This window comes from Streptomyces sp. NPDC104814 (assembly GCF_055583185.1).
In genome coordinates, this window is record NZ_JBVJOL010000009.1 from 122,132 (window position 1) to 137,031 (window position 14,900).

At 72.0% G+C, this 14,900-nt stretch carries 11 protein-coding genes and 1 pseudogene; 6 read left to right on the top strand and 6 right to left on the bottom strand.

Annotated elements, in window-relative coordinates:
- Positions 1 to 98 precede the first annotated feature (98 nt).
- Positions 99 to 1,010: a DMT family transporter gene (locus ACZ64A_RS27080; RefSeq protein WP_469813918.1), complete on the bottom strand. Its 912-nt coding sequence runs from the start codon at positions 1,008 to 1,010 to the stop codon at positions 99 to 101.
- 407 nt (positions 1,011 to 1,417) lie between these two features.
- On the opposite strand from ACZ64A_RS27080, the pseudogene ACZ64A_RS27085 reads away from it, so the two are divergent.
- Positions 1,418 to 2,206, top strand: a pseudogene (locus ACZ64A_RS27085) (sigma-70 family RNA polymerase sigma factor); the annotation flags it as partial.
- A gap of 599 nt (positions 2,207 to 2,805) precedes the next feature.
- Here ACZ64A_RS27085 and ACZ64A_RS27090 read toward each other — a convergent pair.
- From ACZ64A_RS27090 to ACZ64A_RS27105, 4 genes are all read right to left on the bottom strand, one after another.
- The gene (locus ACZ64A_RS27090) at positions 2,806 to 5,508 is read right to left on the bottom strand and encodes a WD40/YVTN/BNR-like repeat-containing protein (RefSeq protein ID WP_469813920.1); all 2,703 of its coding nucleotides are present in this window, start codon (positions 5,506 to 5,508) and stop codon (positions 2,806 to 2,808) included.
- 110 nt (positions 5,509 to 5,618) lie between these two features.
- Positions 5,619 to 6,503, bottom strand: a complete 885-nt coding sequence (locus tag ACZ64A_RS27095) for an ABC transporter permease (protein WP_469813921.1) — start codon at positions 6,501 to 6,503, stop codon at positions 5,619 to 5,621.
- Positions 6,500 to 7,105, bottom strand: coding sequence for an ABC transporter ATP-binding protein (locus ACZ64A_RS27100; RefSeq protein WP_469813923.1), 606 nt, complete (start codon positions 7,103 to 7,105; stop codon positions 6,500 to 6,502). The genes ACZ64A_RS27095 and ACZ64A_RS27100 overlap by 4 nt, the downstream gene beginning before the upstream one ends.
- A 75-nt stretch (positions 7,106 to 7,180) precedes the next feature.
- Positions 7,181 to 8,368 (bottom strand): GNAT family N-acetyltransferase, encoded by a 1,188-nt coding sequence (locus ACZ64A_RS27105; RefSeq protein ID WP_469813925.1) that lies wholly within the window; start codon positions 8,366 to 8,368, stop codon positions 7,181 to 7,183.
- A 170-nt stretch (positions 8,369 to 8,538) separates the two neighbouring features.
- Between ACZ64A_RS27105 and ACZ64A_RS27110 the strand changes: the two genes are divergently transcribed.
- From ACZ64A_RS27110 to ACZ64A_RS27120, 3 genes are all read left to right on the top strand, one after another.
- Entirely contained in the window at positions 8,539 to 9,765 is a 1,227-nt protein-coding gene (locus ACZ64A_RS27110; RefSeq protein WP_469813926.1) for an aminotransferase class I/II-fold pyridoxal phosphate-dependent enzyme, read from the top strand.
- Between the two features lie 70 nt (positions 9,766 to 9,835).
- Positions 9,836 to 10,111 (top strand): acyl carrier protein, encoded by a 276-nt coding sequence (locus tag ACZ64A_RS27115; protein WP_469813928.1) that lies wholly within the window; start codon positions 9,836 to 9,838, stop codon positions 10,109 to 10,111.
- The gene (locus ACZ64A_RS27120; protein WP_469813930.1) at positions 10,108 to 11,373 is read left to right on the top strand and encodes a beta-ketoacyl-[acyl-carrier-protein] synthase family protein; all 1,266 of its coding nucleotides are present in this window, start codon (positions 10,108 to 10,110) and stop codon (positions 11,371 to 11,373) included. The genes ACZ64A_RS27115 and ACZ64A_RS27120 overlap by 4 nt, the downstream gene beginning before the upstream one ends.
- A 46-nt stretch (positions 11,374 to 11,419) precedes the next feature.
- Here the strand turns inward: ACZ64A_RS27120 and ACZ64A_RS27125 are convergent, their stop codons facing one another.
- A complete protein-coding gene (locus tag ACZ64A_RS27125; RefSeq protein ID WP_469814302.1) occupies positions 11,420 to 12,439 on the bottom strand; it encodes an NAD-dependent epimerase/dehydratase family protein in 1,020 nt (339 codons plus the stop codon).
- A gap of 167 nt (positions 12,440 to 12,606) precedes the next feature.
- On the opposite strand from ACZ64A_RS27125, the gene ACZ64A_RS27130 reads away from it, so the two are divergent.
- Positions 12,607 to 13,839, top strand: coding sequence for a serine hydrolase domain-containing protein (locus ACZ64A_RS27130; protein WP_469813932.1), 1,233 nt, complete (start codon positions 12,607 to 12,609; stop codon positions 13,837 to 13,839).
- A 152-nt stretch (positions 13,840 to 13,991) separates the two neighbouring features.
- Complete coding sequence (locus ACZ64A_RS27135) at positions 13,992 to 14,885, top strand: polysaccharide deacetylase family protein (RefSeq protein WP_469813933.1); 894 nt, start codon at positions 13,992 to 13,994, stop codon at positions 14,883 to 14,885.
- Positions 14,886 to 14,900 lie beyond the last annotated feature (15 nt).

Below are 14,900 nucleotides of genomic sequence, written 5' to 3' on the forward strand. Positions count from 1 at the left end.
CGGTGATGAACGCACACCGGAATAGCCCCTGCGACGGCTGCGTAAACATGCGCCGTCGCTGGTGCCGTCGCCGGCGCTGCCGCCGTACGCGCTCGCGGTCAGCGCTGTTCGCGGCCGGCGTCCGCCTCGCGGCCCGGGGCGGTGTCCCAGGCGCCGCTGACCGACGGAGCACCGGCCAGGCCCAGGCTGCCCGCCCCGATGAGCAGGATCCCGACCACCTCCGGGACCACCGCCGGACCCAGCCGGACGTGCTCCTCGAACAGCGCCCAGCCCAACGCGACGCTCGTGATCGCGTCGCCGAGCGTGAGGGCGGGTTGCGAGGCCGTCAGCGATCCGGCTCTGAACGCCGCCTGCAGCAGAAGAAAACTGATCAGCCCGGTCACGGCCGTCGCGTACAGGGACCAGTGCGTGAAGACAGCGCCCGGGCCCTGCCCGAACCGCCCCACGACCTCCTTCATCAGCGCGGCGGTGATCGCGAACGACATGGCGGCGGCCAGACCGAGGAGCGCGGCGCGTGGCCCGCCCCGGGTGAGGCGGGAGGCGAGCACCAGCCCCGCCACCGCGCCCAGCACCACCGCGCCGGCCACGATCCATGAGCCGTCGTCGGCGGTGGTCCGGCCGGCCGAGGGCGAAGCGGCGGCCAGGAACAGCGCCAGTCCGGCACCGAGGGCGAGGAAGGCCATCCAGGTACGCCGGTCCGGACGGCGGTGGAACACCAGGCTTCCCACGACCAGGGTGAACAGGAGCTCACTGGTCAGCAGCGGTTGGACCACGGCGAGGCTTCCCACGCCGAGGGCCCAGGCCTGCAACACGGTGGACAGGGCCAGCAGGGCGGCCCCCGCGAGCCAGTGCGGCCGGCGCAGCACGCCGGCCAGCCAGTGCACGGCGTGCCGCGCACCGCTGCCGCTGTGGCTGTCCGACTCGTCCGCCGCGGCCCGCCGTTGCAGCACCGAGGCCGAGGCGTTGGACAGGGCGGCGAGCAGCGACAGGAAGACGGTGAGCACTCCCACGATCCCTCACCCGAACCGGGCGGCGAGGCGCCGGTACAGCCCGGGGGCGGCGCCCCGGACACGGGACGCGGCCCCGGTGCTCGCCGTGGTCCTGGGGCGCGGTTTCATCGTGGGCTCTCCGAGGGGAAGGACGTGACTCTCATCCCGCTCATGTGGCTGCCTCCTCGTGGGTCCGGCGGCGGTGTCCGGCGACGCATGCGGACGGGAGTACGCCGGTTCGGGCAGCGGGAAACGGACGGGGACGCCGACGGAGCAACGCAGCGGAAGATCCGCTGCTTCACCGGGCAAGCCGTACCCGGCACGGCCCCACGGGAAAATGTGGCGACGGGGTGAACTTTGCATAGGCTAAACGAACGGGGGGACCCATGCTCTGATGCCCTGGAAGCCGTCCCCCTGCAGAGGCCCGCATGACGCCGCTCGACACGCTTCACTCACCGGCGACGTACGAAGCCGGAGGTGCGCTCACCTCCCAGCAGATCGACGAGCGGGTGCGGCGCATCAGCCAGGAGGAGCCGGGCCCACGGCGGGAGGCCGTGCGCGACGAGACCATCCGCGCCCTGATGCCGGTGGCCCGGCGCATCGCCGCCAAGTACCGCAACTTCAAGGGCGAGGAACAGGACGACCTCTTCCAGGTGGCCTGCGTCGGCCTGGTCAAGGCGATCGACGGCTACGACCCCGGCCAAGGCCATGCCTTCCTTTCCTACGCGGTGCCGACGATCACCGGGGAACTGAAACGTCACCTCAGGGACCGCAGCGCCCTCGTGCGGCTGCCGAGGGCCGTGCAGGAGGCCAGACAGCGAGTGCGGCGGGCGCAACTGGAGCTGGAACAGCGATCCGGCGGGACCATGCCCACGGTCACCGAGATCGCCCGGGCGTGCGGGCTGCCCGAGGACGCGGTGGTCAAGGCGCTGGGCGCCCACGACGTCGAGCGGCCTCGCTCGCTCGACGCGCCCGCGGCGGGAGCGGACGGACGGCCGGCCGGGCTGGGCGAGGCGATGGGGCAGCACGATCCGGGCATCGAAGCCGCCGCGGTGCGCGCCGAGCTGCTCGACGCGCTGAAGCGGTTCCCCGAGCGGGAACGGCGCATCGTGGTGCTCCGCTTCTTCCACGACCGGACACAGCAGCAGATCGCGTCGATGGTGGGCGTCTCCCAGATGCACGTCTCCCGGCTGCTGACCCGGTGCCTGGCCGAGCTGCGGGAGATGCTCGGACACCTGGACCCGGCCCTGCACGACCAGGGGAAGTCCGTGGCCGCCCGGGACGTCTCCGAAGACGGGCGTCCGGAAGGTACTTCGGCTGCCACGGCTGCACCTGTTGCGTCCGTCGCTTCGGTCGCTTCGGTCGCTTCGGTAGCTTCCGTCGTCCCGGTGGACTCGTCGAGCGGCGCCTGCGCGCCGGAGCCGGCCGCCGTCCGCCCGCGTGACCTCCCGGCGCCGTCGAGTCGTCCGACCGGCCGCGGACGGGAGGAGCTGTCCGCACGTCGCTGGGGTGACGCGCTGTGCTCCCCCCGGCCGGCGGTCCACAGATGGGCGGCGACGGTCGGGTCGGCCAGGTGGGCGGGGACGGGCTCGCGCCGCGGTTCGCCCCGCAGGCCGAAGACCCGGGGCCCCCGCAACTGCCCTCCTGGTACGCCGGGGTCAAGGACGGCACGGACGGCCGGCCATGCTCCGGCGTCCGGCGTCCTTGCCCTGCACCAGGAGCGCGCAGGGCCCGACCGGCACTCGAAGAGGGCGCGGCCGGTGCGCCTCCGCTGGAGGGGGTGCACCGGCCGCTGGGGACGAGACGGGCGTCGGGGTCAGTTCCGGCGGCCCTTGAGGCGGCGTACGTCGAAGGACCAGATGCCGCGTCCGTGGGTGGCCGCGTACAGCTTGCCGTCGGGGCCGAGGCGCAGTTGCATCACGGCCGTGCTCGGCAGGGCGTGGCCCAGGACCTCCCACTGGGTGGCGCCGGCCGGCCGGTAGAAGGCGGCCAGGTCGGTGCCGAGGGCGAGGCCGCCGTTCGGGAGGAGCTTCAGGGTGTTCGCGGGCACGTCGGGCAGGTTGGCGGAGACGTCCGTCCAGTCGGCGCCGCCGTTCCTCGACTCGAAGACGTGGCCGACGCCTGCGCCCGGGCCCTCCGTGAAGCGGCGGGAGAAGCCGTTGATCGCCACGAAGACGTGCTGGGCGTCGGCCGGGTCGATGGTGAAGCCGGAGACGTAGCGGTTCGGGACGGTGCCGTCGACCGGGAGGTTCAGCTGGTGCCAGCCGGTCCCTCCCCCAGACTTCGTCCGGGAGGTGCCCCCAGCGTTGCCGACCGCGATGCCGCGGGTGAAGCCCTGGTTGTTGCAGGGTCCGCACCAGCCGACGTAGACCGTGCCGCCGGAGGACGCCACGGCGGTGGCCACGTGGCCTTCACCGAGGTCGTAGGCGTTGGCCCACTCCTTGCCGGAGCGGATGGCGAAGCCCTTGGTGTTCACCCACACGTGCCGGCCGCCGGCGATCCAGGTGCCGGTGTTCTTGGCGTCGGCGGTGATCGGCGCGATGAAGCGGGCCCCCGCCCCGCCCTGGTCCTTGTCCGGCGGGGCGACCTCGTACTCGGTGGCCTTGGCCGGGTCGGTCGTCCACGAGCCGTCGTTGACACCGCAGTTCTGCGTGACCCACATGTCGAGGTAGACGTACTCCTCGGCGATGTCACAGCCGTTGGCGGGGTCGGCGATGGTGTCGCCGCCGTCGCCGCCGAAGTTCGATCCCATGACCTTGTCGTGGCCGCGCAGGATCGACTGGCCGTTGTCCTGCAGGCCGCCGGTGACCGAGACACCGCCGTGGGTGAGGTCCTTGCCGACGCCGACTGAGTAGTACTGGAGGGTGTCGAGGGTGCCGTCGTTCAGGGACTGCCAGTCCTTGGCGTGGCCGCCGGAGTCGACGGCGCCGTTGAGCGGGCGGCGGTAGATGCCGCCGTCGTTGCCGACGTACGCCCAGGTCTTGCCCCGGTAGCTGCCGATCGCGACGGCGTGCTGGTCGGAGTGCGTGGTGGGGGAGCAGTCGCCGGTCTGCTTGGCCGGGTCGATGCTCCAGCAGGGGAAGGGGAAGTTCCAGTACGGGCCCGGGGTCGTCCAGGTCGAGCCGCCGTTCCTGGTCTCGAAGACCTCTTCAAGGCCGAGGTAGAGGTGGTCGGCGTCTGCCGGGTCGACCTGGAGGAACTGGTTGTACCAGGACTGGATGCCCGGCTGGTAGCCGTCGCCCTGGAGGGCGGAGCCGGACGCCTTCAGCTTGGTGTAGTCCGCGATGAGCGTCCACGGGCCGAACGGCGAGCCGCTCTTGGACACGTACACGCCCTTGAGCCCGCTGTCCGGGTTGGCGGCCGTCTGGGCCGGGGACTGGTCGATGGCGTACAGGCGCGATCCGTCCGCCGCGGCGGCGAAGGTCATGTTGCCCACGTCGCCACTGTCGGTGGGCAGGTCGCCGAGCCCGGTGGCCGGCTTCCAGGTGCCGTCGGACGCGCGGGCGTACAGCCCGTTGTAGGTGTCGCCGCCGCGCCAGCCGACCGCGAGCAGGACCTTGTCCGGGTCCCTGGGGTCGACGGCGATGTCGTTGGCGATGTTCTTGTACGGCGCGCTCGGGTCGTCCGCCTTCGAACCGCCCGGCAGGTAGTCCGGGTTGGGCGCGAACTCCCGCTTCCACGGCCCGGACAGCTTCGTCGTGGAGTGCGACCAGACGCCGGTGCTCGTGGCGGCCCACACCTTGGTGCCGGCGAAGCGCAGCGCGTGGATGACCGTGGACTCCAGTTCCGCGCCGCCCACGCGGTCGCCGGGCTGGAACTGCCCGTGTCGCGGGTCCTTCAGGACGTAGACGCCCGTGCCGACGAAGGACGTGGCCCCGGTGTTGGACTCGCCGGTGGCGTACCAGAGGCGGTTGCCGCCGTCGAGGGCGAGCGTGCCGGTGGACAGGGAGGGCAGCTTGTCGGCGATCGGCTTCCAGTGCCCGCCGCCGGTCGTGGACCGGAAGACACCTCCGTTGGCGCCACCGGCGTACACATAGCCCTGGTTGTCGGCGGCGATCCCGGTGATACGGCCGGTCACCTGGCCCGCGCCGCCACTGGAGTTGGAGTTCACGTCCCGGTAGCGGGGGTCGTCCGAGTCGTACGGCTTCTTCGTGACGTGGTCCCAGCTGCCGGACGTGTGCCGCATGGACTGCAGCTGCTGCCAGGCGGCACCGTAGGCGCCGGGTGCGACGACGCCGGGCGCGGTGCGGGCCTCGGTGAACTGGGCCGTGGCCTCGGCGGAGTTCTCGGCCTCGTCGGCGCCGTCCTCGTCGCCCTCGGCGGCGAAGGCGGACATGGCGTCGCCGGCGCGCACCGCCTGGATGTGCTGCCGGCCGACGGCGGCCTGGTGGCGCGCCTGCCAGGGCCGGGGTCCTCCGGTGTCGGCCTGGGCCGCGAACGACTGGGTGCTTACCAGTCCGAACGCGGCGGCCACGACGGTGCAGGTCATGAACCGTCGCTGTTGTCTTGGGGGCAGCATGCCCTCTCCTCCCTGCGCCGGAATGCATGGGGGTGTCCCGGGCGCAGACGGGATCTTGGCGTGAGCACAACACCCCCATAAAGGGGCTCAGACGAAAAATGGCGCGGTGTTTACCTTTCGGCCCACGGGGACCCGAACCTCCCTCCCGGCGCACGGGCTTGGCCGTGAGCCGTGCGGGTGCGGTGGCGGAACATCACGTAGGCGGCGACCGCGACGCCGGCACACCACACCCCCTGGGTGACGAGGGCGGTGACCGGGACCGTGGTGGTGAAGGCGGCCATGTCGGCGGCCTGGACTGCACCGTGGGCGGGCAGATACCGCACCAGGGGGCCGTCGGTGTTGTCGGTCATCGTGGGGTTCTGCAAGGTGATGTCGATGGCGCTGACGATGGTGATGACGAACATGCCTTCGACGTCGCGGCGCAGAACCGAGCCCAGGGCTACGCCGATGAACCCGTACGTCAGGGCCGCGCCGAACAGCGCGGCGGCCAGGGCGAGCGGCTGCCGGGGTGCCCAGTGCAGGCGGATGATCACGGTGGCATAGGCCGCCAGGACCGTCGCCGCGATGGCCAGGGCAGTCGTCTTGGCCAGGGCGAGATGGGTGCGGGGATAGCCCGCCATCGCCAGACGGCGGTCGAACCCGCCGCTGGTGAAGGTGGCGGCGAACATCATGAACCCGGCCAGGATCGCGACGGAGTTCAGGGCTCCGGCGATCTGGGCGACCTCGTGCGCCGGCTCCACCACCGTGCGTCCCCCGGTGAGGCGGAACGGCGTCCGGGTGGTGCGGGTGAGGATGTGGGCGAGATGGAGCCACAGGGGCATGAAGCAGGCGGCCAGGAACAACGCGAAGCCGTTGCGGGCGTGCTCGGTCAGCGCGAACCGCGTCGCGACGGTGAACAGCGTTCCCTGACCGGCCCGGCCGCTCGGGGAGGCCTCGGGGAGGCCGTCGCCGGGGCGGAGGGTCGATTCGGTCGTCTCGGTATCGGTAGAGGTCATGGGGTGACGGCCGCCATCGGGTGGAGGGTTCCGGCTTCCAGGCGCCAGAGCCGGTCGAGGCGCTCTGTGTCGTAGGCGAGGTGGGAGACGACCAGGACCGATCGACCGCGGTCGCGCAGGCGCGCGGCGAGTTCCCAGAAACGCAGATAGGTGTCCCAGTCGAAGCCCTGGTAGGGCTCGTCGAGGAGCAGCAGGCCGGGGTCGTGCATGAGGGCGAGGGTGAGGTTGAGCTTCTGCTGGGTGCCGCCGCTGAGGGTCGCGGGCCGGTCGTCGGTGAATTGGGTGAACTGCAGGATGTCCATGACCTCCTCGGCCCACCGCAGGTCCGGCAGCCGGTAGGCGGTCTGGAAGAACCGCAGGTGCTGGCGCACCGTCAGGCTCCGGTTGAGCACGACGTTCTGGGGGCAGTAGCCGAAGCGGCCGCGGTGGGTGACCGTGCCGCTCGTCGGGGCCAGCTCACCGGCCAGGATCTTCAGCAGTGTGGTCTTGCCGGCGCCGTTCTCCCCGACGATCCCGGCGATCGTGCCGGGTTCGAGTTCGAGGTCGACGCCGCGCAGGACGCGCCGTTTGCGGTAGGCGTGGTGGACGGACAGTACGCGCACCGGTGATTCTCCTTGTCGTTGCCGCGGGCGGCGCCGCCGCGCACGGCTGTCCGGCGACCTTCTGCTCGGCGCTGCTCAGCCGTCGGTGGCGGGATCGCCGGGATGGTGGGGCCGTGGGGCCGTCAGGTCGATGCACGTGCACGGGCCGCTGTGCGCGAGGCACCGGGCGTACAGGCGGTGGCGTTTGTGGACGACGGCGCCGGCGTACATCAGGGGGCGCAGGGCGGCGGCGTTGTCCTCGAGGATCCAGGACAGGTCGATCTCGTCCCAGCCGCGGTCGATCGCGTGCCGCATCGCGTCCGCCATGAGGACGCTGCCCAGGCCCAGGACGGCACCGGGGACGATGCCGGTCGCCATGGCCCGCCCCCGGGTGATGCGACGAGCGGCGCGCCAGATGCGCCACGCCCCCAGCGGCAGCCCGTACCGCGTCAGCCGTCCGCGGACCGAGGCGAGCGCCTGGTTGAAGTCGGGCAGCAGGATGACGAACCCGACGGGTGTGCCCTGGTGTTCGGCGATGCGGACGCCCCGGGGGGCCAGGAATCTCAGCTGCCGGGCCATGTGCGTGGCCTCGGCCCGGGTCATGGGGGCGAAGCCCCAGTTGTTGCGCCAGGCGCGGGTGTACAGGTCGCACACGAGGCGGATCTCCTCGTCGAAGCGACGGCGGTCCACGTCGCGCAGCACGATGCCGTAGCGCTGCTGGTGCCGTTCGGCGAACCCCTTCAGTCGGGGCACGGACTCGCCGCTGGTGTCCAGCCGCAGGGACAGCAGGTCCTTGACGGGGCGCAGTCCGGCGGCCTCCAGCAGAGCCGGATAGTACCGGGCGGTGTACGGCATGCCGATGAGCGGCGGGTCGTCGTGGTTGTCGACGAGGAGCCCGCACTCGTGATGCATGTTCGGGTTCATCGGTCCGACGACCGTGCGCGCACCGCGTTCGCGCAGCCAGGAGCAGCCGGCCTCGACGAGTGCCGTGGCGGCTTCGACGTCGTCGACGCATTCGAAGGCGCCGAGGAACCCGTCGAACTGCCCCGGTCCGCGATCGGGGTTGAGCAGGGCGACCAGTCTGCCCCGAGGCGTGTCGTCGCCGTCGCTCCGGGCCAGCAGGAGGACGGCTTCCGTACGGGCGAGGAACGGGTTGTGCCGGGACGACCAGAGCCGGCGCTGGTCCCACAGCAGCGGTGCGACCCAGGGCTGGCCGGCGTCGTACAGGCGGTGGGGAAGGGAGTGAAAGGCGCGAAGGTCCGCACGCGAGACCGCAGGGGTCACCGACCATCGCCGGCTGCGTGCCGGAGCCCGGCTCACTGTGTTCGTCGTCGCCACTGAATGGCTCACCGGTTCCACGCCGGGAAAGGCTAGCAGCTCCGATACGCTCGGTAGCCGATCAAGTACGGTGTGTGATCGAAGCTGATCGGTACGGAATGTCGCGGAGGCAACCAATGACGGACTGGCTCACCCGGTCACCGGTTCTGGAGGTGGCCGCGCAAGCCCAGACGCTCGGGGTGTATCCGTACTTCAGGCACGTCGGCAACAGGCCGGGCCCCGCCCGCGTCGTGGTCGACGGCACCACGGCCGTCGACTTCGCCTGCAGCGACTACCTCGGCCTGGCGGCCGATCCCCGGGTCGCCCACGCCGCCGCCCAGGGCGCCACACGCTGGGGCACGTCCTGCTCGGGCTCCCCCCTGACCGCCGGCACGCTCGGCGTGCACCGTGAACTCGAGGAGGAACTGGCCGACTTCCTGCGCCGCGACGCCGTACTGCTGACGGCCACCGGCTATCAGGCCAACCTCGCCCTGGCCTGTCTCTTCGACCCGGCCCACCTCGTGCTCACCGACCGGCACAATCACGCCTCCCTGGTCGACGCCATCCGCCTCGGACACGCCGGGCACCGCAGCTTCCGGCACAATGACGCCGCCCACGCGGCACGCGTCCTGGACGAAGCCGCCGCACCCGCCGGGCTGGTCCCGCTGGTCGTCACCGAGGGCGCGTTCTCGCTCGGCGGCGCGCCCGCACCGCTCGTCCCGCTCGCCGACGCGGCGCACCGCCACCACGGCGCGCTGATCGTCGACGGCGCCCACGACATCGGCGTGTACGGCGCCGGCGGACGGGGACTGGCCGAGCACCTCGCCTGCGAAGACCAAGTCGACGTCGTCACCGGCACCTTCTCCAAGGCCTTCGGCTCCGTGGGCGGATTCGTCGCCGGCCCACGCGACGTCATCGCGACCCTGCGTCACCTCGGACGCGCGTCGGTCTACGCCGCCGCGCTCCCCCCGCCCGCGGCGGCCGCGGCCCTCGCGGCACTGCGCATCGCCCGCGCCGAACCCGAACGCCGCGCACTGCTGTGGCGCAACGCCGAGCACCTGCACCGGGTCGTCTTCGACCGGATCCCCTTGTCCGGCACGGTTCCGGCCCAGGGCACGACCCCGGCCCCTGTCCCGACGCCGGCGAGCCCGGTGGCAGCGGTGCCCGTGCCGTCCGCGTCACAGGCACCGCACGTCTGGCGCGAACTGCTGGACGCCGGGCTGTACACGGCGCTGTTCCTGCCCCCGTCCACACCTGCGGGCCCCTTGTTGCGGCTGTCCGTGACCGCCTCCCACACCGCCGACCAGATCGAGGAGGCCGCGGCCCTGCTCCACCGCGTCCTCGACACCCCCGCGCACGCTTGACGCACCCGCCCACACCTGACCACCCGCCCGCGCTCGACGCGCCCCGCTTTCAGGAAGGCCGGAAGATCCCATGCCCCTTGCCACATACGGACAGATCATCGAGATCCTGACCGATTTCACCGACGTGGACCCGGACACGATCCGCCCCGACACCGTGCTGGTGAACCTGGGCATCGACTCCATGCTGTTCGCCGAGCTCGACGCCGTCCTCGCCGACCGTTTCCAGCTCACCGGAGGCGAGACCTTCAAGCCCACCGCCCGCACCACGGTGGCCGACCTGGTCGACCACATCAACCGCCCGGCATCCCCCGTGGCACCCCTTCGATCCGGCCTGGGTGCCGGGTGACGCCTCCGCCGGCAGCCCGTCCGGCGGCGTCCGGGACGCGGGGCGCGGTCACGGTCACCGGCATCGGGGTGATCACCCCCTGCGGAGTCGGCGCCGCCGCGACGTGGGACGGCCTGTGCTCAGGACGTTCCTTCACGGCGTCGGATCCTGAACTCGCCGACTGCCCCGTGGACTTCTCGTGCCAGGTCTCCGGCTTCGACCCCCGCACGATGTTCGGCCGTCAACTCGTCCGCCGCACCGACCCGTTCACCCATTTCGCGCTCGCCGCCGCGCATGAGGCCGTCGCCGACGCCGGCCTGACCGTCGGACGCGATGTGGACCCCACCCGCATCGGCGTCGTACTCGGCAGCGGCTCGAACAGCACCACCACCTACCTCGACGTCTACCGGCCGTTCTTCAACGGCCGGCCTGACACCGTTCCGCCGCTGGCCCTGCCCCGCAGCCTGCCCAACATGGCCGCCGACGAGACCGCGATCCACCTGGGCGTCCGGGGCCCGGTCCTCACCCTGGCCACGGCCTGCACCTCCGGCGCGAACGCCATCGGCGTCGCCCGCGACCTGATCCGGTCCGGAACCTGCGACGTCGTCCTGGCCGGTGGTGCCGAATCCATCCGCAACCCGAGCGCGTCCCTCACCTTCCACCGCTTGCGGGCCCTGTCGACCCGCGGGCGCGACCCCGCGGGCGCCTCCCGCCCCTTCGACCGCGACCGTGACGGCTTCGTCCTGTCCGAAGGTGCCGCCGTCCTGATTCTCGAACGCCTCGAGCACGCCCGTGCCCGTCACGCCCGCCCACGAGCCCTCCTCACCGGGTACGGCACCGCGTCCGACGCCCACCACCCGGTCGCCCCCCACCCCGACGGCCGCGGTCTGCACCAGGCGATCCGCACCGCCCTCGCCGACGCGGACCTGTCCCCGGCCGACGTCGACATGGTCGCCGCACACGCAACCGGCACGCCGCTCGGGGACCTCGCCGAAGCCCGCGCGCTGCACCACGCGTTCGCCGGATCGCCGCCACCGGTCACGGCGCCCAAGGGTGCTTTCGGCCACCCGGTAGGCGCCGCCGGAGCGATCCAGGCGGCACTCGCCGTCCTCGCCCTGACCCATCAGCGGATCCCGCCCACCGCCAACCTCGACACCCCCGACCCCGACATCGACCTCGACGTCGTCACCAAGGTGCCCCGCCCGCACCGCCTGCGAAGCGTGCTCTCCCAGGCGAGCGGCTTCGGCGGCAGCAACACCGCGCTCCTGCTGCACCACCCCTGACCGGCACGGCACACCGTCCGAGTCCCGCGAATCGCCGGCACCGTGATCAGCGGTGCGCCGCCCACTCGCGCACCGCCGACCCAAGCCCTTCCTCGAAGCCGACCTTGGGCACGAAGCCGAGCTCCTGGCGCGCCCGCTGCGCCGACGCCGTCCACCCCAGCCCGGCCTCCCGGGCCTTGTCCCGGCTCAGCAGGGGAAGACGCCCGAACGGACTCAGCGCCAACTCGCCCGCCACCGCCACCGAATGCACGAAGGCCATCGGCACCGGCACCACCCGAGGCGCCCGCCGGCCCAGGGCCGCGGCCGCCACCCGCACCATCTCCGGCACCGTGAACTGCCGCTCGTCCGCCACGTGGTACAGCCCGCTCGCATACTGCCCCGGCACCACGACTCGCCCGCGCACCGCCGCCGCCATCAAGGCGTCGCACACATCGTCCACGTGCAGCACCGCGTACTCGCGCCGCGCCCGGCCGGGCTGCAGCACCACACCGGAGCGCGCCATACGCCCCACCGACGGCACGAACGCCCGGTCCCCGGCCCCGTACACGATCGGTGGCCGTACGACCACCACCTCGACACGGTCGGCGACTTCCGCCGCCGCGTCCTCCGCGGCCAGCTTGCTGCGCCCGTACCAGGACACCGGCGCGGGCCGGTCCTCCTCGCATCGCGGCCGCCCCGCGCCGGACACCGGGCCGGCCGCGGCCAACGACGAGCACAGCACCAGTCGCGCCCGCCGGCCGTCGCCGCGCGTCGCGGCCTGCGCGACCGCCCGGGCCAGCGTCCGCGTCACCCCCACGTTGCCACGCTCGAACTGAGCCCATGAGCGCGCCTGCAACACCGCGGCCAGATGCATCACCACGTCCGCGTCCGCCACGGCGTCGGCCACCCCGCTGCCACGCTCCCAGTCGACCTCTACGACGCGTTCCGCCGCCCCGGACAACCGGGCCCGCGCCGCGCCCGCCCGAACCATGGCGACCACCCGCCCACCGGCACCGGCGATGCGACGGCACAGATGCCCCCCGACAAAGCCCGACGCCCCGGTGACCGCAACCTTGAGACCACGCATCGATGCATCCACGCGGGAAGGCTAGTGTGCTTTTGCCCCGATATCGGGCATCCGGTCTGGCGAGTTCACGGCACGGGTCACGGCTTGCGGGGGGAGGGATATCCCCCCTCCCGTCCTGGGGGTTCGCCGGATCGCACCTCATGCAGGGGCGAAACTAGCGTTCGATCATGAATTCGGCTCTGCGAAAGCACCTCGCCACGGCACGGCGAAGGCATCTGCCCATGGCGCGGCGAAAGCTCCTCGCCGTGGCGCTCGGTGTCTCGACGTTGCTCACCGCCTGTACGACGACCACCGGTGCCGAGCCGGCGGCATCCGCCGCCCCGGTGGAGCGGTTGCGCCAGGACACCGAGTCGATCCGGGCCCTCGGAATCAGCGGTGTACAGGCCCGCATGATCGCACCCGACGGTCGGCAGTCGGTCGCCACCAGCGGCACCGCCGACCTGCGCACCGGCCGCCCGGTCCCGTCCGACGGCTACTTCCGCATGGCCAGCACCTCCAAGACGCTGATCGCCACCGTCGTCCTCCAACTGGAGGCGGAGGGCCGGCTGTCCTTGGACGACACGGTCGACCGCCGGCTGCCGGGAGTGGTGCGGGGCAAGGGCAACGACGGCCACCGCGTCACCCTCCGCCAACTGCTCCAGCACACCAGCGGCATCCCCGACGCCCTGCCCGGATACACCACGCCCCAGGAGTACGACCAGCAGCGCCACACCGTCCACGGGCCCGAGGAACTCGTCGCCCGCGCCATGGCCCACGCGCCGGACTTCCCGCCAGGCAAGGGCTGGGCGTACTCCAACACCGGCTACGTCCTGCTCGGCATGATCATCCACAAGGCCACCGGTCAACCCGCCCACCGGCAGATCGAGGACCGCATCCTGCGCCCGCTCGGTCTCGACCGGACCCGGTGGATGGGCACCTCGCCCGCGGTGCCCCAGCCGCACGCCCAGGCCTACCAGTTCTTCGGCCCCGGTTCCCGGGTGGACGTCACCGACCAGATACCGGTGGACCACGAGAACCTGTCCTGGGTCACGACCACACGGGACGAGAACGTCTTCTTCCGCGCGCTGCTCGCGGGCCGCCTGCTGCCGCCCCGGCAACTCGCCGAGATGCAGCAGACGGTCCCCGTGAGCGCCGAGGTCCAACAGCTCTGGCCCGGCGGCCGGTACGGGCTCGGCCTGGTCCAACGCCCCCTGAGCTGCGGAGGAACGTACTGGAGCCACGAGGGCGGGGACGGCGGTTACATCACCCTCAACGGCGTCACCGGCGACGGCAGGCGAAGTGCCGTGGTCTCGATGTCCGAGGCGCGCGGCGACACCCCGGAGCACATACTCGCCCAGGAGAAGGCGGCCGGCTCCTTGATCGACCACGCCTTGTGCTCCGACAGCCCCGGCAGCCGCTGAGGCTTCCGGCCCGGCCGAACCCCAGGCGGACGGCCATGACCCGGGACGACTCCTGGCTCGCGCGGCCGCAACCAACCTCCCTCATTCATCCTCTTTACATACAGTCGGGCTGATCTTCCCGACGGGATCACGTGCGCCAGGAGCAGCACGGCATGTGTGGGGAGAGCGGCACGGTGAAGCGGTACAACAAGCGGGGCAGGCTCTGCGGAGCGCTGGCGGGCGTGGTGGTCACGGCCCTGGCCGCGGGCGGATGCGACGCGGGCGGCGGCAGCGGGGCCCGCACGGCCCCCGCACCGGCGCGGCCCTCTGCCACCGACGGTACGACCGCCGCCGCCCGTGCCGCCGAGGCCACGCTCTGGCGCAAGTGGGGCCTGACTCCGTTGCCGTCGGCCCCGCAGCCCCCCGCCGACAAGCCCGTGAAGCTCTCCGCCACCGGGACGGTTCCGGTCCTCACGCACATACCGACGTCACAGAAGGTCGTGTTCATCACCATCGACGACGGCCAGGAGAAGGATCCCCGGTTCGTCGAGATGATGCGCGACCTCAGGGTCCCGTTCACGATGTTCCTGATGAACGACGTGATCAAGTCCGACTACGGGTACTTCAAGCAGCTCCAGGACCTGGGCAACCCCATCGAGAACCACACCCTGCACCACCCGGCGATGAACACGGTCCCGCCGGCCCGCCAGAAGGAGGAGGTCTGCGGCGACCAGAAGATCCTCACCCGTGAATACGGCACTGCACCCCTGCTGTTCCGGCCCCCCTACGGCGCGTACAACGCCGACACCAGGACGGCGGTGGCAGAGTGCGGGCCCAAGGCCATCGTCTGGTGGCGGGAGACCATGCAGATCCACAACATGGCGTACCAGGAGCCCGACAAGAAGCTGCACCCCGGGGACATCATCCTGGCCCACTTCCGCGGTCCTTCGGAGCTCAAGGGCACCACGATGACGCAGATGTTCGCCGCTCTGCTCAAGCACATCCAGGAGCAGGGCTTCGCCGTGGCCCGCCTGGAGGACTACATCCAGCCCCCGACGGGACACTGACGGGCCGACCGGCCT